The sequence below is a fragment of the Sodalinema sp. genome, assembly GCF_046483825.1.
Taxonomy (GTDB): Bacteria; Cyanobacteriota; Cyanobacteriia; order Cyanobacteriales; family Geitlerinemataceae; genus Sodalinema.
The window spans coordinates 1-21761 of record NZ_JAWOCL010000201.1; the positions used below are offsets into that span (position 1 = coordinate 1).

At 49.8% G+C, this 21761-nt stretch carries 21 protein-coding genes and 1 pseudogene; 12 read left to right on the forward strand and 10 right to left on the reverse strand.

Features of this window, described 5'->3' with window-relative positions:
- Positions 1-256 (forward strand): annotated as a pseudogene (locus tag R6U67_RS13125) (hypothetical protein); the annotation flags it as partial.
- A 109-nt stretch (positions 257-365) separates the two neighbouring features.
- Here the strand turns inward: R6U67_RS13125 and R6U67_RS13130 are convergent.
- Positions 366-713 carry a Dethiobiotin synthetase gene (locus tag R6U67_RS13130; RefSeq protein ID WP_087711570.1) on the reverse strand — a complete coding sequence of 116 codons (348 nt, stop codon included), beginning with the start codon at positions 711-713 and terminating at the stop codon, positions 366-368.
- A 72-nt stretch (positions 714-785) separates the two neighbouring features.
- Here R6U67_RS13130 and R6U67_RS13135 point away from each other — a divergent pair, with 72 nt between their 5' ends.
- On the forward strand, positions 786-1154 hold the full coding sequence (locus tag R6U67_RS13135) for a YccF domain-containing protein (RefSeq protein WP_410252966.1): 369 nt from the start codon (positions 786-788) through the stop codon (positions 1152-1154).
- Between the two features lie 23 nt (positions 1155-1177).
- Here the strand turns inward: R6U67_RS13135 and R6U67_RS13140 are convergent, their stop codons facing one another.
- Together R6U67_RS13140 and R6U67_RS13145 are read right to left on the reverse strand one after the other, a co-directional pair.
- Entirely contained in the window at positions 1178-2197 is a 1020-nt protein-coding gene (locus R6U67_RS13140; RefSeq protein WP_410252967.1) for a tetratricopeptide repeat protein, read from the reverse strand.
- 55 nt (positions 2198-2252) lie between these two features.
- Positions 2253-2945 carry a sigma-70 family RNA polymerase sigma factor gene (locus tag R6U67_RS13145; protein ID WP_410252968.1) on the reverse strand — a complete coding sequence of 231 codons (693 nt, stop codon included), beginning with the start codon at positions 2943-2945 and terminating at the stop codon, positions 2253-2255.
- 198 nt (positions 2946-3143) lie between these two features.
- Between R6U67_RS13145 and R6U67_RS13150 the strand changes: the two genes are divergently transcribed.
- Complete coding sequence (locus R6U67_RS13150) at positions 3144-3719, forward strand: glyoxalase-like domain protein (protein WP_410252969.1); 576 nt, start codon at positions 3144-3146, stop codon at positions 3717-3719.
- Positions 3720-3735: 16 nt separating this feature from the next.
- On the opposite strand, the gene ribBA is transcribed toward R6U67_RS13150, so the two are convergent.
- Entirely contained in the window at positions 3736-5427 is a 1692-nt protein-coding gene (gene ribBA, locus R6U67_RS13155) for a bifunctional 3,4-dihydroxy-2-butanone-4-phosphate synthase/GTP cyclohydrolase II (protein ID WP_410252970.1), read from the reverse strand.
- A gap of 153 nt (positions 5428-5580) precedes the next feature.
- Between ribBA and R6U67_RS13160 the strand changes: the two genes are divergently transcribed.
- The 3 genes from R6U67_RS13160 (at position 5581) to R6U67_RS13170 (ending at position 9586) form a co-directional block, all read left to right on the forward strand.
- Entirely contained in the window at positions 5581-5715 is a 135-nt protein-coding gene (locus tag R6U67_RS13160; RefSeq protein WP_410252971.1) for a hypothetical protein, read from the forward strand.
- Between the two features lie 185 nt (positions 5716-5900).
- Positions 5901-6137, forward strand: a complete 237-nt coding sequence (locus R6U67_RS13165) for a hypothetical protein (protein WP_410252972.1) — start codon at positions 5901-5903, stop codon at positions 6135-6137.
- Between the two features lie 92 nt (positions 6138-6229).
- On the forward strand, positions 6230-9586 hold the full coding sequence (locus R6U67_RS13170) for a diguanylate cyclase (RefSeq protein ID WP_410252973.1): 3357 nt from the start codon (positions 6230-6232) through the stop codon (positions 9584-9586).
- Positions 9587-9864: 278 nt separating this feature from the next.
- On the opposite strand, the gene dcd is transcribed toward R6U67_RS13170, so the two are convergent.
- Positions 9865-10449 (reverse strand): dCTP deaminase, encoded by a 585-nt coding sequence (dcd, locus tag R6U67_RS13175; RefSeq protein WP_410252984.1) that lies wholly within the window; start codon positions 10447-10449, stop codon positions 9865-9867.
- 241 nt (positions 10450-10690) lie between these two features.
- Here dcd and R6U67_RS13180 point away from each other — a divergent pair, with 241 nt between their 5' ends.
- The 6 genes from R6U67_RS13180 to R6U67_RS13205 all read left to right on the forward strand — a co-directional run bounded on the left by R6U67_RS13180 (position 10691) and on the right by R6U67_RS13205 (position 15510).
- Positions 10691-11251 (forward strand): adenylate kinase, encoded by a 561-nt coding sequence (locus R6U67_RS13180; protein ID WP_410252974.1) that lies wholly within the window; start codon positions 10691-10693, stop codon positions 11249-11251.
- A gap of 83 nt (positions 11252-11334) precedes the next feature.
- Positions 11335-13089 carry an arginine--tRNA ligase gene (gene argS, locus R6U67_RS13185; RefSeq protein WP_410252975.1) on the forward strand — a complete coding sequence of 585 codons (1755 nt, stop codon included), beginning with the start codon at positions 11335-11337 and terminating at the stop codon, positions 13087-13089.
- 500 nt (positions 13090-13589) lie between these two features.
- On the forward strand, positions 13590-13793 hold the full coding sequence (locus R6U67_RS13190) for a hypothetical protein (protein WP_410252976.1): 204 nt from the start codon (positions 13590-13592) through the stop codon (positions 13791-13793).
- Positions 13790-14059 carry a type II toxin-antitoxin system RelE family toxin gene (locus R6U67_RS13195; protein WP_410252977.1) on the forward strand — a complete coding sequence of 90 codons (270 nt, stop codon included), beginning with the start codon at positions 13790-13792 and terminating at the stop codon, positions 14057-14059. The genes R6U67_RS13190 and R6U67_RS13195 overlap by 4 nt, the downstream gene beginning before the upstream one ends.
- A gap of 169 nt (positions 14060-14228) precedes the next feature.
- Positions 14229-14501, forward strand: coding sequence for a hypothetical protein (locus R6U67_RS13200; protein WP_410252978.1), 273 nt, complete (start codon positions 14229-14231; stop codon positions 14499-14501).
- Positions 14502-14688: 187 nt separating this feature from the next.
- Complete coding sequence (locus tag R6U67_RS13205) at positions 14689-15510, forward strand: Uma2 family endonuclease (protein ID WP_410252979.1); 822 nt, start codon at positions 14689-14691, stop codon at positions 15508-15510.
- 34 nt (positions 15511-15544) lie between these two features.
- Here the strand turns inward: R6U67_RS13205 and leuS are convergent, their stop codons facing one another.
- The 5 genes from leuS to R6U67_RS13230 all read right to left on the reverse strand — a co-directional run.
- Positions 15545-18130 (reverse strand): leucine--tRNA ligase, encoded by a 2586-nt coding sequence (gene leuS / locus R6U67_RS13210; RefSeq protein WP_410252980.1) that lies wholly within the window; start codon positions 18128-18130, stop codon positions 15545-15547.
- A gap of 87 nt (positions 18131-18217) precedes the next feature.
- The gene (locus R6U67_RS13215) at positions 18218-19222 is read right to left on the reverse strand and encodes an energy-coupling factor transporter transmembrane component T family protein (protein WP_410252981.1); all 1005 of its coding nucleotides are present in this window, start codon (positions 19220-19222) and stop codon (positions 18218-18220) included.
- A gap of 37 nt (positions 19223-19259) precedes the next feature.
- Entirely contained in the window at positions 19260-20801 is a 1542-nt protein-coding gene (locus tag R6U67_RS13220) for an ATP-binding cassette domain-containing protein (protein WP_410252982.1), read from the reverse strand.
- Positions 20802-20839: 38 nt separating this feature from the next.
- Positions 20840-21118: a hypothetical protein gene (locus tag R6U67_RS13225; protein ID WP_170191177.1), complete on the reverse strand. Its 279-nt coding sequence runs from the start codon at positions 21116-21118 to the stop codon at positions 20840-20842.
- 44 nt (positions 21119-21162) lie between these two features.
- The coding region (locus tag R6U67_RS13230) for an Ig-like domain-containing protein (protein WP_410252983.1) at positions 21163-21761 on the reverse strand (599 nt) is incomplete at its 5' end.

A 21761-nucleotide genomic window follows, 5' to 3' on the forward strand; every position in this document is an offset into this window, starting at 1 on the left:
CGATCGCCTCATCGAAGCCTTACGCGGAATCTACGGCTTAGATCTCTATCAAGATTATCGCAATGCCGAGTTAGTCCATGATTACACGGTTCTCACCGGCGAGGAGGGGTTGTCGGTACGGCGGGGTCAACTCTGGCGAGGCGATCGCTTTGGCTATTGGCTCGAAATCACAGAACAAGATGGCGAAGATCCCGTTTTAGGCCAATTGTCCCTCATTCTAGTTGATGACATTGCCGCCGTCCAAGCCGATTTCTAAGCCTGTTCCTAGAAAAAGACAACCATAAATCCCCTTTATTCTTACCTCTTGCCTCTTGCCTCTTGCCATCCCCTCCTGGGAGGGGTTAGGGGTGGGTTATGCCTCTTGCCTAATCCTGCCAAACACCCGAAAGAATACTACCCACCAAGCGATCTAAACGGTCTAAATCGGCAATTAACAACGGTGACCAAGATACACCGTTGCGGCGGCCCTCCTCAAAATGGTGGCGGCTGTCACGAGCCAAACGGTACAGTGCATAAGCCAGGGGACGATCAATCGTCGAGGTTCCTTGCAACGACTGATAGAGAATCTTCAACGCCAGTAACAGCGAGGTCATTTGTCCGGGAACCGGTGACTTCCCTTGCTGCAATAACACCAAGAAGGCATTAGGATTACGTTGCTCTTGTAAGGCCATGCCTTGATCGAGGATGAAATTTCGGGCTGTTTGCTCGTCCATCAGTGAATTTCCGGGAATCTCGCTATGATAGTTAAGAGCTTACTTCAAAAATCCTCTCCAACCTGAATCACCATGAGCCTTATTGGTAACGTCATCTGGTTAATCTTCGGCGGCTTGTTGTCGGGTATCGGTTACATCATCGGCGGACTGGGGTTATGTCTAACCATTATCGGCTTTCCCCTGGGGATACAAGCCATTAAGTTGGGCTTTGCGACGATGACGCCCTTCGGCCGGAAAATTGTCGAAGACGAGAATCCCAATAGTGTCCTCAAGACGGTTTTCAACGTCATTTGGATTTTGCTCTTTGGCTGGGAAATCGCCATTTCCCACCTTATTCACGCCGCGATCTTGGCCATTACCATTATTGGGCTTCCTTTCGCCAAACAGCATATCAAACTGGTCCAATTGGCCCTGTTTCCCTTTGGCCGTTCTTTCGAGTAGCTGTCTCGTTCTCTCGGGAACGGCTAACGCCGTATTAACTGACTCAAGGTGTTCTCTAGGGCGGAAACGGCGCGAATGTCGTCTAATTCTTCGGCGACGGCGATCGCGCCACTGTATAAGCGAATGGCCTCTTGGCGTTCCCCGGCGGTCTGATAGAGTTGGGCTAGGGCCACGAGGCTATTCATCTCTTCCCGTAAATTTCCCCGTTCACGAACCCGTCGTAACCGCTCTTCAAGGAGTTCCTGACTGCGGAGATAACGGCCGACTGAGCGATGGGCGATCGCCAAGCCGTCAACAGCCCGCAGATAGGTCTCAAACTCCGATTCTCGACCCTGAACTTGGCGTAACGCCGCCCCATAGTTGGCGATCGCATTATCATAATCATCCAAGGCCCAATAGGCATCGCCGAGATGGTTAAAGGTGTTGGCCTGGCCCGAACGATCCCGAGACTGAATCCGATATTGCAACGCCTGTTCATAGAGGGAAATCGCCTGGCGATAGTTGCCCCGCGTGGCTTCGAGTAAGCCTAGGTTACTCTGAGTTAAGCCGAGAACCCGAATCACATTGCTCTCGGAGGCTAAGGCGAGGGCTTCTTCAAAGGCCTGTTGCGCTCTCTCAAGCTGTCCTCGCTGGAGGAGAACGGTTCCCAAATTGTTTAACCCCGTCATTAGGTCCCGTTGATTGTCTCGTCGTCGCGTCAGAGAGACTTGGGCCTCAAACATCTGCTGAGCTTGGTTTAAGTTATTGAGCTGAGCGTAGGCTGAGCCTAACTCCGTATACAATTGCGTGATTGCCCCCCAGTCGTACATCTGGGTATAGAGGTCGAGGGCCTCTTGCCAGAGGGCGATCGCGGCTTGATAATTTCCCTGACGGCGTTGTTCGCGACCTTGTTGGAGGCGGCGATCGGCCTCCGTGCGGGTGGAGGTATCCCGGTTGCGTTCGATGCGTACGCCAGCCTCGGGGGGGTCTACGTCTTGCCCCTGTACTGGCCGTTGGGGAAGCAGCAGCAACGCCAACAGAGATAGGCCCGCCAGTCGACTCATGGAGATTGGTATCATCGTCCCTTAATTGCTCTTGGCTTTAGCGTCGGATTTAGAGTTAGGATATTTCTTGGGAGACCTGTTCTGAGGAGAACTCGCCGTTAGACGATTCGACGGGGCGATCGCTGCTTTCAAGATAGATCGCCCGAATGTCCTCCGGGAGATTGGCTTCGAGTTGCCGATAGCCTGAGGGTAACTCTCGGGCCACATCGGCGGGGGTGAGTCGTTCTCCTTCGGCTTGTAGATAGGCCGCAATGCGGGTTTCACTCCATTTGAAGGTTTGAGACATCACCACCATCAGGCGCGCCCGAGGATCGAGGAGATCGAGGGCCTGTTGGAGATAGCACCATAACGGAGGTGGGGCGGTTTCTAGGGAGTATTGGATGGCCTCAACATCGGGGAGTTGAGCCTGATCGATCGATAAGGCGGTCAGTTGAATCAGCCAATTTTGTAGGGTGACTTCTCCGGTCTCGTCTTCATTGGCGTCCGCACTGGGATTGAGGTCGAGCGATCGCATTTCATGAAAAATCCGTTGCCAAATTAGCACAAACAGGTAATCAGCCCGCACCGGAGAGGTAACGGAATGGTGAACGAGGGTGTAGACAATGGCACTGTACCGACAAAACAGGGCCGTAAAATATTTCCCCTCCTGTGGATAGCGCTGATAAAGCGTCAAGAGTTCGCGATCGCTATGATGAAAGAGAGACTTGACGATCGGATGGTGAGCTTCAGGAAACGTTGGGATTTGCACAATGATTCGCCAGAATGATTCGCCTGCGGGAAAAACCTGTCCTTAGCATACCGTGGCCACTGCCCGAATCAAGGAGAACGGGTCTAGCCTTGACCGGTTTAGGGGGCTAGTGAGTTCACCGATTTTCGTCAATTGGCTAAACTATAAAGAGAAATTCGCCGAGTCAAGCGGGAAGCTTCCCCGTATTCACACACATCTATGGTTGAACTTGTTTTGAGTGTACTGATTCCCCCGAGTCTGTTGGCTGCCCTACCGTTAATGGATACCCTGTTTTCGACTCAGGGCATTATGGTGATGTTGTTGGGGGCCTATGCCGTCGCCATGTGGATGTTTCTCACCAGCGCCCCGAAGGTGCATACGGTGATGGTCTCGGATCTAGCGATCGCCCAGCAGTTTTATGAAGGTGAGCTACGACTCCCGGCGGCGGAGGTTCCGCTCCATTACTATTACAACTACGATCAAACCCTCGGTGCAGCGGCGGTTGATCCGCTGTATTTGTCGGCGGACTTTGGCCCCTCGCGCCCAACTCCTGAACCTGAGGGGTTGTGGTATCAACTGAAAAAGAATGCCCAACTGCATGTGATCGCCGGGGCCAGTCTAGGCCGACAGAATCGCCAACGTCATGTCTGTTTTGATCGCGATTGTCTCGAAGAAGTGCTGTTACAGGCCCAACGTCAGGGGGCTAAGTATAAAATCCGCAGTGAAAAACCCCTGAATTTCCTCTTGAAAGACCTCCAGGGGAATGTTATCGAAATGGTGGAAGCCAAAGCCTAGAGAGAGGCTGAGAGCGTCAATCTAGGTGATTTGGCTGCACATGGTAGATGTTCTGGGTGGCCCAGTCGGCGCAGATGGCTGAGGGAAATTCTCCGGGGGCCAGGTTGCGCCGGGCCAGCTTTCCTTTGAGACTCGTCATGGGATCTTGGCCATTGGCGATGAGAAATTCGAGATCCTCGATCGCCTCCCAAGTGCTAAGGCGATCGAGAATTTGAACTAAGGCTTTGACATAGGGATGATCGGGGTTATCGTACCAGTCGGGTTGGGCTAAATTCGCTTGGTCAAAGCCGAGATGAAAGGTTAACGCCGAGGGGCCAAAGAGGGCCACGGTCACGGGTCGGGTTTCTTCTTGCAACAGCAGGTGATGCTCTCGGGCCAGGTCTTGTAGGTCTTTGAGGAGCTGCGATCGCGCCTCACTCGTCAGGGATGGCTCGCGAAGTTGCAGGGCGACGGTGGCCAAATAGGTTTGCAGTAACAGATGACCGAGCTTTTTGGCTTTGGTGGCCAGATAGACGGAGTTATAGTCGTTGGCTTCGATGAGTAAGGGGACGCGATCGACCACTTCGATGCCATACCCCCGCAGTCCGGCGATTTTACGGGGATTGTTGGTAATCAGGCGAATTTGGCGCACCCCGAGATCGTTGAGCATTTGCGCCCCAACGCCGTAATTACGCAGATCTGGGGCGAAGCCGAGCCGTTCGTTGGCTTCGACGGTATCGAGTCCCATATCTTGCAAGGAATAGGCTTTGAGCTTGTTAATTAGCCCAATTCCCCGCCCTTCTTGGCGCAAATAGAGAACCACCCCTTCGCCCCGTTGTTCGATGGTTTTTAGGGCGGCCTGAAGTTGGAGGCGACAGTCACAGCGCAGGGACCCGAGCGCGTCTCCGGTGAGACATTCGGAATGGACGCGCACTAAGACGGGGCGATCGCCGAAATGGCTCGGATCGCCTTTGACGATGGCCAGATGTTCGGTGTTATCCATCTGGTTACGATAGGCATAGACCTGGAAGTTGCCGAACTCTGACGGGAGGGCGGCGATGGTTTCTCGGGTGATAAAGCGCTCGTTTTGCAGGCGATAGCTAATCAAATCGGCAATGCTGATCAGTTTCAGGTGATGAACTTTGGCGTATTCAATCAGTTCCGGAAGTCGCGCCATGGTTCCGTCGGGGTTTTGGACTTCACAGATGACTCCGGCGGGGTAGCATCCGGCCAGACGGGCTAAATCAACTCCCGCTTCGGTATGACCGGCCCGTTTGAGAACCCCGCCTTTCTGGGCGCGCAGGGGAAAGATATGTCCGGGACGGCGCAGGTCTTTGGGTTGGGTTTTGGGGTCAACGGCGGCGCGAATGGTGCGGGCGCGATCTTCGGCTGAAATTCCTGTCGTGACGCCCAATTCTGGGGACGCATCGATACTGACGGTGAAGGCGGTTTGATTGGCTTCGGTGTTGCTGGTGACCATCAGGGGCAGATCGAGTTCATCTAACCGCTCTTTGGTCATGGCGAGACAGATCAGTCCTCGAGCTTCGACGGCCATGAAATTAATCATTTCGCCGGTGACGGCTTCGGCGGCACAGATGACATCTCCTTCGTTTTCGCGATTTTCATCATCGACGACGACGACAGACTTTCCGGCCCGCAGGTCGGCTAGGGCATCTTCGATGCTGTCGAAGTGAAATGAGCGGTCGGCGTTGGCTTGAGACGATTCCACGGATGTTTTCGCTTTCTTCAACTAAATCGTTAACTTTCTTTAAGTCTTTTCAGATTGTAGCTCGAAATCGGGGTCTGCCGCGAGGGCGATTCCTGAAGTCTCGCTGAAAATGCGATAAGCTCTCAAGTGTAGACCGCAGGACAGGAGACGAAAATGGAAGTTCCAGCTTGGATGGATTGGGTGGTGGTTGGCTTTGCGATCGCCCTCTTGGTTGGCAGTGGCTTGGTCATGTCTAATGGGGCGATTAAAGCCGAAAAAGAACTCAATTCTAAGGGAAATAAGAAGTAAGACGACGACGTCGTCGCGACGTCTCCGGGCGCGATTGGGTGCGTTCTCTCTGGTGGAGAACGGCACCCTTTTCTATGGCCGTTTTTATGGCACTCGCCTGACTCTCTCGGAGGTCTCTAGGAGAACACGAATCAGTCAAACCAAGAGTAGGAAAGGGTTTTCCGGTTGTGGCTTGCTAAGGATTCATGGGTCACCTCTCCACACTCGCGATCGCTCGGGCGATGGCCAACGTGAACCCTCCCCCCCTAGCTGAGGCTTCTGTCGAGGGTGAGGAGACTGATGGTGATGGAATTGCCCCTGATATCTTCACGGTGTTCAAGTCTAAAGATTTGCTGAAATTGCTCGATGGCTTATCAATTTTCATGATAGAATGGTTGTTAAAACCAATTAGATATATTGACGCTTTGACAGCTTGGAAATAAGTCTTCTCAACAGCATCGGTCGGGTGACTTAGGTGAATTTCGCCATTTCGAGGTTACGAGACTCTGAGGAGGTGCAATCGATACTAGCAACAATGAACCTGTCAACCCCCAATCATCCTAGCGGTCTAACTCAACCGCCACCATCATTTGTGGTTTCCGACTCTGCTGATGCACAACCGTCCCCCCTGTGGCAAACGAAGCTGGCAACGTCTATCTTAACGATTCGGGAGTCGTTGTTGCTATCTGAACTTCTCCAGCGGACGGCTGATGAGGTGCATCAATTATTGCATCCCGACGCAGTCGTTGTCTATCGTTGCGATCGCCCTCAATTCAGTCAGATTATGGCGGAAGCGAGTGCTTCGCGTCAATGGTCAGTCTTACACCGACGGCTTCATACCCCGATGTTAGAACCCGGCTGGTACAGTATGGCTCTAACGTCAGACTTATTTCGATTAGATGATTTGCCCGGATTTAATTCTACCCCATGCTGTGCGGCCGGCGTCAATGATACGGCAAACCATTTGGTCATTTCCCTAGTGGCAAATCAGAGGTTTTGGGGAATGTTGCTTGTTGAGGATTTCTCTTCATTTCGGCAATGGAAATCTTTTGAATTAGATGGACTCAAGCTCATTGGCCGTCATGTCAGCCAAGGAATTCAACACGCTCTTGAGGTTGAGAAACAAGCAAGTTTAAAAACCCAAAGTGACTCACGATCAACATCACCGCAAATATCAGCGCCAACCACGGCTCGACAGCCGGATAACTCGCGACAGTTGAGTTCCAATGACGACGAAACCTTAGAGCGCAAACAGTGGAGATTAGAGCAAGCTCGACGGAAGCAAGAAGAAATCCAAAAAACCATTGAAGAACAATCGGCAATCTTACGCAGTTTTTATAACTCCTGTCCACTGTTAATGGGGGTAGAAGAGTTGGTTGAGGATGATATCAACATGATTTCTTATAATCATGCCAGTCTCTCGGTGTTGTTTGAGGAAATTACCCCGATTCCAGGAAATTCATGTCAAACTGGTGTTGCCGACATTCGACCCTCTTCCGAGATTTTTCAACTTTGGTTAAGCCGCTATCGTCAAGCTCAAACTGAACAGCGTCCGATTCAGTTTGAATATCAGTATCAGGTCGATGACAAAACCTATTGGTTTTTAGCGATTGTCTCATTTTTGGGCTTCTCGCCTCAGCGATGTCCCCGATTTTCTTATGTGGTTGAAGATATCAGCGATCGCAAACAGCATGAACTCGAACTCAAACAAGTCAAAGAGCAGCTTGAATTAGTCATTGAAGCAGCGTCCGAAGGGTTCTGGGAAATCGACTATCGTAGCGGTCATTTCTATTACTCATCCCATTGGAAAGAAATGTTGGGCTATCAAGACCATGAACTGGATAATTCTGAGAACACTTGGCGGGACTTAATTATTCCAGAGGAATTAGATGAAGTCTCACAACTCTTAGAGGATTATAAAACTGGAAAAACCGATGAATTTATTAAAACCATCCGGTTTTGTCATAAAGATGGCTCAATTCGCTATATGTATTGTCGGGCGATCGCCGTCAAAAATTCATCGGGGCAAGTGCTACGTATTATCGGCAGCAACTTAGATATTACCGACTTGAAAAAAACAGAAATTGCCCTGCAAAAAAGTGAGCAAAATTATCGAACTATTGTCGAAAATAGTGAAGAGGGTATTTGGGTTGTCAATGCCAAAGATCAGACCACATTTGTCAATTCTAGATTGCTCGAAATGCTAGGATATTCTGAAGAAGAACTCCTTAGTCAATCTTTTCTCAACTTCATGGCTCTTGAAGACCAAGAGATTGCCAAAGAGCATTTACAACAGCGCAATCTCAGACCATCTGAAAGTCATATCTCCAAATTCAGGCGTAAAGATGGCTCAATTCTGTGGGCGAGAGTATCCACAAACACGCATCATGATGCCGAGGGAAATCCTTGTGGGGCCATTGGCTTACTCACGGATATGACACAAATGATTCAATATCAAGAAGCCCTCGAAACCTCCCAAATGAAGTTAAGTAGTATCTTAGACAGTTCTCTCGATGGGATGATGGCGTTTCGTTCCGTTCGCGATGAACAAGGTCAAATTATTGACTTTGAATGGCTCTTAAGTAACCCAGCTGCTTGTGACTTGGTGCAACGGTCTAAAGAGGAGTTAATTGGTCGGCGATTACTGGTAGAAATGCCAGGAAATCGGGAGGAAGGACTCTTTGATGACTATGTAAACGTCGTTGAATCGGGGAAGCCTTATACTCGACAGTTTCACTACAACCATGAAGGAATTAACTACTGGTTTGAAAACGTTTCCGTAAAACTCGGTGATGGCTTTGTTGTTACCTTCCGTGATGTAACAGCGGCTAAAAAATCAGAACAAAAACTGCAACAGCTTAATCAAGAACTAGAAGAACGCCTGAAAGACTTAGAACGGCGGAATCAGGAGATGAAAATACTCAATGAGGTGAGTGATTTTCTCCAAGCTTGTCTAACCGTGGAAGAAGCCTGTTTAGCCATTAGTAGTTTCGTTAAACCCCTGTTTCCCAATTGCTCGGGTGCAATTTTCATGACGAACAACTCTCGTAATCAAGTGAGTCTTGTGTCCACCTGGGGCGACCAGTTACAGTCAACCGATCAGTTTACTCCCCAAGACTGTTGGGCGTTGCGACGAGGAGCCATTCATTCTGTCGAGAAGAGCTTACAAGGGTTGAAATGTCGTCATGTTCATGGCAACTTGCAAGATTTTTCAACTCTTTGTGTCCCAATGATTGCTCAGGGAGAAACTTTGGGATTACTCTATCTTAATAGTAATAATAAAGCAGAAATATCGATGATTGAACAACAATTAGCGCGAACGGTTGCCGAACAAGTATCGATGGCGATCGCCAACTTACAATTACGAGAAACCCTACAACAGCAAAGTATCCGCGACCCCTTAATGGGTTTATTTAACCGACGCTATCTCGATGAGTTTTTTGACCAAGAAATTCAACGAGCCAGTCGGAATGGTCATGGAATTGGAGTCATTATGTTAGACATTGACCATTTCAAGCAGTTTAATGATACCTATGGCCATGATGCTGGAGATTTTGTGCTGCAACAAGTGGGGCAACTGCTCAGTCGTAGTGTTCGCGGTTCTGATATCGCCTGTCGCTATGGGGGAGAGGAAATGACGCTCTTATTACCCGAGTCATCGTTAGCAGCAACAGGCCGCCGAGCCCAGGAAGTCTGTCAGCGTATTCGAGACCTGAAACTCACTTATAAGGGTCAGCCATTGCCTAACGTCACGTCGTCGTTAGGTGTGGCCTGTTTTCCGGAGCATGGTATGACTCGGGTTGACCTTTTACGAGCCGCTGATGAGGCACTGTACCGAGCTAAGAAGCAAGGACGTAATCAGGTTATTATTGGTGAATTGTCAGGGGTTTAGGCATCTATGGGGATATGTAGATGTCAGAGTGATTGCTGAAATAGACGGCAGATTAAACCCTTGGCTATCGGGGCGAAACATCCCCTCCCAGGAGGAGTTCGGGGTGGGTTCCCCTCCCCGACAAGATTAGCCCAGGAGGAGTTCGGGGTGGGTTCCCCGACCGGTTTCTGGTCAAGGCACAATGGTCAAGGCACAATGGTCAAGGCACAATGGTCAAGGCACAATGGTCAAGGCACAAATGACCCCCCATTTTCTTGAGACTCTGCCCAACAGGATATTTAGACTCGGGCTAGGGTGACTCGTTCGTCTTGATCTTGATATTTGCCTTTGCGATCCTGATAGCTGACGGAACAGGGTTCCCCTTCGAGGAATAGCAATTGCACAATACCTTCATTGGCGTAGAGACGACAATCAGCACTGGATGAATTGGAAAATTCTAGGGTTAAATGACCTTTCCACGCCGCTTCAGCAGGAGTGAGATTGGCAATAATCCCCGCTCTGGCATAGGTGCTTTTCCCGATGCAGATGACGGTGATGGTGCTAGGAATATCTAAGCGTTCTAGAGCAACGCCTAAGCCGTAGGAATGAGCCGGGAGAATGAAATAAGAACCATTTTCATCGTCGCAGAGGCGGGTAGGTTCTAAATTGTCGGGGTTGAAGTTTTTGGGATCGACGACGGTTCCGGGAATGTGACGAAAAATCCGAAACTCCGCCGGGGAGAGGCGGATATCATAGCCAAAACTACTTAAGCCATAGGAAATCACCGGCAGATCTCCGACGCGGCGGACTTGTTGCGGCTCAAAGGGAGAAATCATCCCTTGTTCAGCCATTTGGGCGATCCAAGTGTCGTTTTTAATCACAATTCGCTACAGGTGGAGTTAGAGAACGATCTGTTGAACGTTAGCTTTTTACCCTACCCTATTTTGTGGGAGGTTGGGCCGGGTTTGGCTTCAGCGTAGCTCGCGAGGGGGGTCCTAGACGGACGAGGGCGATCGCCGGGGGCCATCACCTCCTCTATACTGAGGAGGGGGAAATCGAGGGACAACCGAACCCCCAAGTTTTACCCATTGTTTTGCCCACTGTTTCACTGAGGAGACGCGATTTGTGAGATTGGTCATTCTAGGAGGACCTGGAGCCGGAAAAGGAACTCAAGGACGATTACTCTGTGAGAATCTGGGGATTCCCTGGATTGCGACGGGGGACATTTTCCGCAAGGCGATCGCCGCTGAAACGCCCTTGGGGATTCAGGCCAAACCCTATGTCGAAGAGGGGGAGTTGGTTCCTGATGCGATCGCCATTGAGTTTATCCGCGATCGCCTCAGTCAACCCGACGCCGCTGATGGTTGGCTCCTCGATGGCTACCCCCGCACCGCCTTCCAAGCTGAGGAGTTGGACTTTCTCTTGCAGAGTCTCGGACAACGGCTTGATGGGGCCATTTGGCTCGATGCGCCGGTAGAAGTGTTGATGCAGCGGTCTTTGGAGCGATCGCGCGACGATGACGCACCGCAAATCGTGCGACGACGAATTGACCTATTTCACCAACGTACCATTCCCATTACCGGCTATTACAAGCCCCAGGATAAGCTGTTGCGGATTGACTCCGATCGCCCCCCGGAGGTGGTGCAAGAGGACTTACTAGCCCAGTTAAACGCCCCCCAATCCTAACGACGTCGAGATTCAACTCACAGCTATTCCCAGATCGTACAGCCTTCAGGTATCCTCGATCGCGCCCATCACCTATACCATTCATGTCTTCGATTCTCCATCAGCTTCAGCAGCAGTTCAGTGCGGCCCTCGTGGCCGCCTTTGGGGAGGACTACGCCCATACCGATCCCCTCCTAGCCGCCACCAACAACCCCAAATTTGGCGATTATCAGGCGAATCTGGCCATGTCTTTAGCCAAACCCCTGAAACAGAACCCTCGGGCCATCGCCAGTCAGATTGTCGAGGCCCTCGATGTCTCAGACTACTGTGACGCGCCCGAAATTGCTGGGCCGGGGTTTATTAACCTACGACTGAAGCGGGAGTTTCTCGAAGGCCAATTGCAACAGATGCAGGGCAGCGATCGCCTCGGAATTGCGCCAACCCCTGACCCGCAGCGGGTTGTGGTGGATTTCTCTAGCCCCAATATCGCCAAAGAGATGCACGTGGGCCATCTGCGATCGACCATTATCGGCGATGCGATCGCCCGTGTCCTAGAATTTCAGGGTCACGATGTCTTACGTCTCAACCATGTGGGCGACTGGGGAACCCAATTTGGTATGTTAATTGCCTATCTGCGGGATGTCTATCCCGACGCCCTCACCCAGTCCGACGCCTTAGACATTGGCGATTTGGTGAGTTTCTACAAAAAAGCCAAAATCCGCTTCGACGAAGACCCCCAATTTCAAGAAAACGCCCGCCACAACGTCGTCAAACTGCAATCAGGCGATGCCGAAACCCGCCAAGCCTGGAAACTTCTGTGCGACCAATCTCGGCGAGAATTTCAGAAAATCTACGATCGCCTCGATGTTCACCTCACCGAACGGGGCGAATCCTTCTATAACGACCAACTCTCCCAAGTGGTGCAAGACTTAGAAGAATGCGGCTTACTCGTTGAAGACCAAGGCGCCCAATGTGTCTTCCTCGACGGCTATCAAAACAAAGACGGGAAGCCGCAACCCCTGATTATCCAAAAATCCAACGGCGGCTACAACTACGCCACCACCGATCTAGCCGCCCTACGCTATCGTATCCAAGAAGACGGGGCCAAACGCATTATCTATGTGGTGGATGCGGGCCAGGGAACCCACTTCGCCCAAGTGTTTCAAGTGGCCCAACGGGCCGGTTGGCTTCCCGAGGATGTTGAGGCGGTTCATGTTCCCTTTGGTTTAGTGCAAGGGGAAGATGGGAAAAAGCTCAAAACCCGCGCTGGAGAGACGGTGCGCCTCAAGGATTTACTCGATGAAGCGGTGAATCGAGCCAGAGAGGATTTAGAACAACGAATTGAGACCGAGGACCGCCACGAATCTCCTGAGTTTATTGAACAGGTGGCCGAGGTGGTGGGGATGAGTTCGGTTAAATACGCCGATTTGAGTCAGAACCGCACCAGTAACTACATTTTTAGTTATGACAAAATGTTGTCGTTACAAGGCAATACCGCGCCCTATTTGCTTTATGCCTATGTGCGGGTTCAAGGAATTAGCCGCAAGGGAAACATTGACTTTGAAAATCTCGGGGAGATTCAGTTAAAACTCTCCGAGGATGCAGAATTAACCCTAGCTAAACATTTATTGAGTTTAGCAGAAATTCTCGATGACGTGGCTCAGGAGTTACTGCCGAATCGTCTCTGTCAGTATTTGTTTGAACTGAGTCAGAAGTTTAATCAGTTTTATGACAAATGCCCGGTTTTACAGGTTGAGGAACCGTTACGAACCTCTCGTTTGGTTCTCTGTGATTTGAGTGCAAGAACCCTAAAAACCGGGTTATCTCTGTTGGGGATTCAGGTCTTAGAACGGATGTAATCGAGGGGTTTTATCCCATTTTTCATCAAATCGGGGCGAACCGCAAGTGGCGCGCCCTCCGCCAGCGCAGCAATTCTCATTTTGGCGAAACCCTGTTCAAGTCCCCGGCATCCCTGTATCGTAATGACATCCAGGAAACCCAGGGGGGGCCAGAGCCGTTGAAAAAGTAGGGGCGAAAAATTTTTCGCCCCTACAGTAACGGGTGTAATCTGCCTACCAGACAAGTGTAGGGGTCAAAATCGCCGCTATGGAATGGAGGATGCCGCCTTAAGCGCATTGAGTGTGTTTTTGTTTAGGCCAATCCTCGATTGCTATAGAACCGCAGACAGAAGACTTGGCAGGAGTTAAGGAACCATGTCAAAATCGGGACGGGAATGACCGTTGGGAGTCCCGGAATCACCGTGAAGAGTCTTCCCGGGAAAACCTGCTGCCCAAGTTTGTGTTATGTTTGTTAATACAATTTTCTAATAATTCTAATAAACTGAATTCAGAGAGACACTATGCAAGCAGAACAATATCCCTTTGCCCAAGAATTGATTACAGATGTTTCCGGTGAAATTCGTAAAGTAATCTTGGATTTCAGTGATTATAAGCGACTGCTAGAAGTTATTGAAGAAGAGGGACTTTATCAAGCCATGATGGACATTAAAAATGAAACTTCTTTGGACTTGGAAGCCGCCCTGACTGAACTTGAGAAAGAATGAAAACTGAGTATAAGCCTAGTTTTTTAAAAGACTTGAAGGCTCTGAAAAGTACCCCCAGATTTGAAACAATAAAAGCGTTAGCATTTACAGAAATCCCTAATTTGTTAAAGTTTGAAGAAATTGGTAACTTAAAAAAGCTAAAAGGGGATGAAAATGCTTATCGAATTCGCCTCGGTGATTACCGAATAGAAATTTTCTTTGATTGCGAAACAGTTACCTTCGCTCGCGTGCTACATCGTCAAGAGATCTATCGCTATTTTCCCTAGCTATTCTCGCGAGAGACAAAGGCTGTATGGATGGTATGGATGACAGATGGATTCGCGCGCGGGAATGACAGTGCTTTGTATATAATTCGTAAATAAACCGACTTGATGTTAACTGGTTTTCGTTCCCAGGGTCTAGCCTACAATTTAAGTCAATTTTAGTGAAGCAACTATGAAAGAATCATCGAACTATGAAAGCTGGTTTTATAATCGGTATGAAGATGGGCTGGCTTGTTTCGATCGCGTCTTGGAACTTGACCCCCATCATGCCATTTGCCAGACGGCTCGCGCCCTGACTTTAGCAACTATTAACAATCCGATTAAACTGCCAGAGCGTAAGGATTTAGATTCAGCAAGAAAGCCCCTAGAAACCGAAAAATTTGTCAAGCTTAGTTTAACAGAAGAAAATCAATTTTTTGGACAAATATCTAATACCATTTTTTGAAATCCTTGCCAGACATACAAACCGAAGAGGGCGACCACAAGGGTTCGCCCCTACGGACATCTATGGCACAATTTTTGGAAAATGGTATAATGAGGAATTGGAGCCAAAATAAAACCAGAAATCAGCTACTCTTAACTTAAATAACTTGAATTAAATAAAGCTTCTGTCCTTTCAGCAGCCGCTCGACATGACTCAAAGCCTAGACCCGACAATCGTACCGCCCGCCTTTCCCGATCATACCCAATTACCCGAATCTGACGGCACGTTTGTGAAGAACTTTCAAGAACATCCCCAGAGTATTTTATTGACTGATTCCCTAGAAAGCACATTACAAACCCTCCACCCCGACGGACAGTATGCTATTGGTCAAGATTGTGGCATTTATTGGCGGGAAACTGACCCACCCGAACGAGGTGCAGAAGCTCCAGATTGGTTTTATGTTCCCAATGTTCCCCCACAACTCGATGGTCAATATCGCCGTTCTTATGTGTTATGGCGTGAGTATATGGTTCCGTTTATTGCCATTGAATTGGCCAGCGGGGATGGCTCTGAAGAACGAGACAAGACTCCCCTTTCCCGTGTGTCAGAAAGTGTTAATCAAAAACCTGGAAAATTTTGGGTGTATGAGCAGATTATTCGCATTCCCTATTATGCTATTTATCTGATTAAAACCCATGAATTAGAGGTGTATCACTGGGTAGATGGTCGTTATCATCGCTTGGAACCAAACGATCGCGGACATTACGCGATCGCCCCGATGGGAGTCGAGTTAGGAGTGTGGGAAGGGAGTTATCAAAATCAGACTCAGCAATGGTTACGCTGGTGGGATAATCAGGGTAATTTATTGCTCACGGGTAGCGAACTCGCTAAACTCGAACGCCAACGGGCCGATCGCGCCGAACAAAACCAACGAGACGCCATTCCTAAACTGCTATCAATAGGTTTAAGTATCGAGCAAGTGGCTGAGGCTTTGTCGTTGTCCGTAGATGATGTGGAAAGACTGCGTTAAAGATAAAAATTAAGGGTGATTGCACTTATGCGCCTCACTTCGGAACCACAAAATTCACCAACCGCTTCGGAACCACAATCACCTTCTTCACCTCCTTATCCGCAATATACCGCTGCGCCGCCTCCGACTCCCGCGCCAACCGTTCCAACGTCGCCTTATCCGCATCCGCCGGAACCTGGAGATTCCCGCGAACCTTCCCATTCACCTGAATCACCAGCGTAATCTCATCCAACACCAACGCCGTCTCATCCAACTCACACCAGCCTTGCTGGTGAACCGAGTCAGAATATCCCAACATCTGCCACAATTCCTCAGTAATATGCGGCGCAAACGGGGCCATCAGTTTCACCAACGTCTCAACCCCCTCCCGATACACCGCAGACTTCTGACAATCCGCATCATTTAAAGCGTTGCTGAGTTTCATCAACTCCGAAACCGCCGTATTAAACTGATACTCATCCCGCAAATCCTCGCTGACTTCCCGAATCGCCGTATGGATGGCGCGGCGTAACTCCTTCTCCTCCTTCGAGAGATTCGTCGTCTCCAACGGTTGACGGGGGGGATTGTCCTCAGCAAACTGCGTCACCAGTCGCCAGACACGGTTGAGGAAGCGATATTGTCCCTCCACATCCGCATCATCCCATTCCAAATCCTTCTCCGGTGGCGCTTTGAAGAGAATAAACATCCGCGCGGTGTCGGCACCATATTTCTGCAACACTTGCAACGGGTCCACTCCATTTAGCTTGGATTTGGACATTTTCTCGTAAAACGCCTCCAAGGGTTCCCCAGTTTCTGGGTCCGTGGGATGGTCCAAATCAGGAATCTCCGTGGCTGGAACATATTTCCCCGTTTTGGGGTTTTTGTAGGTCAATCCCTGAACCATTCCCTGAGTTAACAGCCGTTGGAAGGGTTCGTTAAAGTTGAGATTGAGGCGATCGCGCAAAAACTTAGTAAAGAAGCGAGAATAGAGAAGGTGGAGAATCGCGTGTTCAATCCCTCCCACATATTGGTCAACGGGAAGCCAATCGTTCACCGTCTCAATATCAAAAGCCGCCGTCTCATTTTGCGCGTCGGGATAGCGCAAGAAATACCACGAGGAATCAATAAACGTATCCATCGTGTCCGTTTCCCGCTTAGCCGGCGTTCCACAGGTGGGACAGGGAACATTCACCCAGTCCTCCAACTGCGCCAAGGGAGAAAGTCCCTTCCCACTAAACTCCACAGTTTCGGGAAGTTGAACCGGGAGTTGGTCCTCGGGAACCGGAACCGCGCCACAGTTGGGACAGTGAACCACCGGAATCGGCGCACCCCAGTAGCGTTGACGGGAAATCAACCAATCCCGCAGCCGATATTGAATCCGCGCCTTCCCGAATCCTTCCTCTTCGGCGTAGTCAATGATGGCCTGTTTCCCTCTCTCCGAGGCGTTTCCATCAAAGCGTCCTGAGTTCACCATCACCCCAGGGTCCGTGTAGGCCTCGCTTAACTCCATATCGGCGTTGTCCGCGTCGTCGGGGACAATCACCACCTTAATTGGGAGGTTGTTCTCTCTGGCGAATTTAAAATCTCGACTATCATGGGCCGGAACTCCCATCACCGCACCGGTTCCATATTCATAGAGAACGTAATCCGCAATCAAAATCGGGATGTCTTCCCCGGTAAAGGGATTGATGGCGGTTCCTCCGGTGGGAATCCCCCGTTTGGGTTTATCTTCGGCGGTCCGGTCCATTTCACTTTGTTGGCTGACCTCGTCGATGAAGGCTTCCACCGCTTGGCGACGGTCTGGGGTCGTCACTTGCAACGTCAGGGGATGTTCTGGGGCCAAAACCACGTAAGTGACCCCATAGGCGGTATCGGGACGAGTGGTGAAGACGCCAATTTTGCTATCACTCGCTTGTCCGTCGTCTCCAAGAATGGGAAACTCCAGATAAGCGCCGGTGGATTTCCCAATCCAGTTTTGTTGCATCAACTTGACGCGATCGCTCCAACCGGGCAAACTATCTAAATCCGACAAGAGTGCTTCAGCATAGTCGGTAATCTTGAGAAACCACTGTTTGAGCAGTTTCCGTTCCACCTTCGCGCCACTACGCCACGACCGACCCTCATTATCGACTTGTTCGTTGGCCAAAACCGTTTGGTCAACGGGGTCCCAATTCACCGCCGACTCTTTCTGATAGGCTAATCCGGCGTTGAGAAATTGCAGAAAAATCCATTGCGTCCATTGATAGTAGTCCGGGGAACAGGTGGTTACTTCCTTGTCCCAATCGAAGGAAATCCCCAGACTCTGAAGCTGTTGACGCATCTGGTCAATATTTTGATAGGTCCATTTCGCGGGATGGACTCCCCGTTGAATGGCGGCGTTTTCCGCCGGAAGTCCGAACGCATCCCACCCCATCGGGTTTAAGACGCGATATCCCTGCATCCGCTTCTGTCGCGCAATCACATCGGTGATGGTGTACACCCGAACATGACCCATATGCAGATTTCCCGAGGGATAGGGAAACATCGAGAGTGCATAAAACTTGGGTTTGTCCGGGTCATCCGGGGTGACGCTGAGTCCTTGTTCGTCCCAGATGGTTTGCCATTTGGCTTCGATGGATGCGGGGGTGTAGCGAGACTCCACGGAAACAGCTCCTAGCTCAATTCGTCTTTACAGTGCCTTTTGATAGCGCATCGTCCATTCTGACATATTCTGGGGGGCCTGTAATGGTTAAGCTTCCCAACCCCAGAGGCTACGGAGGACCCAGACCGCAACCAACAGGGCGATCGCCAGACTATCAAACCATTTTAGCTGTCCATCGTGCCAAATGACGCGATGACGATTGGGACTGGTGAAGCCGCGCACCTCCATCGCCGCCGAGATTTGTTCGGCCCGCAGCAGCAAGTTTTGCAACAGCCGTTCGGCGACAATCAGCCAAATCTTAGCGGTTCCCCGAAACCCCAGTTTTTTCCAATTGATGGCCCGAGTTTGCACGGAACGGCCTAAATTCTGGATTTCTTCCAACACCAGGGGAAGAAACCGCAACGACAGCGTCAGGGTGAGTGCGATTTCCGTCACGGGAACCCCAAAGCGGCGTAGGGGTTGCATCAAATCCTCTAAACCATCGGTAATGGCTTCTGGCGCGGTGGTCAAGAGATAGAGATTGGTACTGTAGATGAGGGTAAACAGCAGGGTACTGATGCGAACCGCAAGAGATAGGGATTGGCGAGTCACCCTCAGGGGAGGTTGTTCGAGGAGAACGTAGCGATAATCCGTCGGTTGAGGGAGTTCGTTGTCTTCTGCATTGTCCTCCGCTGAGGTGTCCGTCTCAGCCTCCGTTGTTCCCCAGCCGAAGGGGTTATACCAGGGGTTGCGAGACTCCTCGGGAAGCGGGGTCATCTCTTGCTGAGGGAAGTTGAGTTCGTTCCTGGGAAGTCGGGGTTGATGGGTATCGGGAAGGCCATCGGGGGTAATGGACCCCACGATGAGAATTGTGCCACAGATAAAGAGTAACCATCCCATCTGTTGTCGCCAAACTCGCAGCGGAATCCCCGCCAGTAGGGTCAGCAAAATCAGAAACACGACTAACCCCAGTCGCCAAACCTCGTTCGCGAGAATTGGGGTTAGCAGAAAACTCATCAACCAAGCCAGTTTGACTCGCGCATCGAGGCGATGTAGCCAGGTGGTGGGTTTTTCCAGATAGAGTCCAAGGGGAAGCGATCGCAGTAAATCCATGCCAAAATTGTAGCCGATCGCCCCGCCAAATTATCCTCTATCCCGAGAGTTGTTCGCGACGATACACCCAGCGCGCAAACATCCCCGCCACAACGGTCCACCACAGCAGCCAGAGGATATGAATCCAATGGTAGCCGTCAAAGCGGAATACATTCCCGAGTTCGATTTCTCCCATCCAGGCCACGAGTTGGCCGTAGTGATAGGTGGGGAGGACAAGAACGATATCCGCAATCCAGGATTGAGGGAGTAAGAGAGAGATATTGAAGCCAAAGCTAACAGCCATGATGGCGAGTAAGGCTAAAATGGCCCATTGCAAGGATTCAGTTTTAAACAGGTATCCCAAGCTGAAGCTAAAAATTGCAAAGGGAACCACCCCGAGAACCAGGATAAAACTGAGGTAAAACATCCAGGGTTCCCACATGAAGGAACTGGTTTCACTCAACAGACTCGCACCCCAACCACTGACAAAGGCTAATCCTGTCATCAAGGAAGCCAAGACGAGGAAGTTCCCAACTTTGGCCGCCACATAGGTTGTAAAGGACAGGGGAGTGATGCGCAGTAACTTCAACCAGCCGCGATCGCGCTCTGAAGCAATCTTAACCCCAAACTGACTCACACAGACAAAAATCACTAGCGCCGCCAGAGACGCGGCTAGCAGGGATTGAAACTTCTCGGGGTTCTTCTGTTCAATGAAGAATCCAGTCCCCATGGCCAGGCCTAAGCCGACGACAATCGTATCAACCTTACGAAAGCTTTGCAGCAGTTCCACATAAAGCTGTCCCCAAAAGGCTTTAAAGCTAAAGCTTCCAGGGTCAGATTGAGAGGTTGACGAGGTTGTTGCGTCTGAACTTGACTCAGCTTTAACGTTCGCCGCCGCCTCTAACTCTGTGCAATAGTTGAGAAGCACCTGATAGCGAGGAAATTCTTGAACTTCTACGTCTCCAGTCTCGTTACTCAAGCGCAACTCCCGCGTCACCAAGTCAGCAATCTCATCACAATCCTGTTCACTGTGACTAATGGCCAAAATGGTTTTTCCTTGGCGGTCAAACTCTCGCACTTGTTTCCAGAAATTCGCTCGTGCTTCGACACTCAAGTTATTCGTCGGTTCGTCGAGAATCAAAATATCGGGATTTCCAACAATAGCTAGAGCAAAATAAAGGGATTGAGCCTGACCCCCAGCGAGACTGGTGGCGTAATCATTTTGTTTTCCCGTTAGGCGCGATCGCTCAATCGTTTCATTCACCTCAAATGGCTTGGGATAATAACTTTGAAACAGGCGAATTGTCTCTTTTACGGTCAAGCCTTCAACGGGTTTTGCTCGTTGCAACATCGTCCCCAGCTTTAGATGTGCTTGAGGGTCTTTGGGGGATTTCCCAAAGATTTCAATTAACCCCTCATCAGCAGCTTGCAAGCCACAAATTAGATTGACAAGTGTTGTTTTGCCAGAACCATTGTCACCCCGCAACAAGATAAATTCACCGGGTAAAATCTCAAGATTAACGTTATCTAAAACCTTTTGTTTTTGCTTATTGATAACATAAGTCTTCGACAGGTTCTGGATTTTAATGGCAGTTTTCATGGAATAAATACCAGAATTAGCAAGGAATTAACGTGAGACTAAAGCATCTGGAGCCAACCTAGATTTTGCAGCACAAACCAGACCCCAAGACCCGACAATAAGGCTGGACCGATAGAAATCGGAAACATACTCATTAAAATCAAGGTCACCGCTCCACCAATCAACATTTCTGGAGTAAAAGTCGGACCTCCCGTACAAGTTGAAAAGATGCAAATTTGGCTAGATAGCAAACTGGTAATCACCAAAAATATCACCAATCCTCCAATAATTTTTGCTAAACTTTTCGGGATTCCCAAAATTTTATCTGAGTCATTCATGAGTTTTTCTCCAATAGAGTTTAGGATGAGTTTCAGGAAGAGTTTTAATTGACCTTATCAATCAGCCAACAGAGTCCAGTCGCCGCTGCACTTCCCACCCCAAAGGCGATGGGAGGGGGAACCAATAAGACGGCTGTTCCGATGGTTACGACAGTTCCAATCGCGACCGCCGCTTGAGGGGAACATCCTCCATTTCCCTCGGTAACATACACCTCCGCGACAGCCTTTTGATTGGCATCGTTGACTGAGCGAGCCTCAATCTGAGTGTTTCCTGTTTTTATCCCAGTTACGATTCCATTGTCATCGACTTGAGCAATCTTAGTATTTTCTGACTTCCAATCAACTCCTGCATTGGCACTTCCTTGTCCTTTTACAATCGCCTTAACTTTTGCATGGCTATTGACTGCAACACTTACTGATGAGGGTTCAATAGAAACCCGAATCTTGTCAGCAGGGGGAGGATTTTTGCATTGATCACGAATAACTTGCTGGTTAGTTGCCCAATCAATAATCGGATTACAACTATGTTGAAGGGCGAGAGTATAGCCCGTTAGAGCAATGGTACAGACCAAGAAAAACAGTAATAGTCGAGAACGTATTTGACCCGATAATGGACTATTATTTGAGGGAACTTGTGACGTCA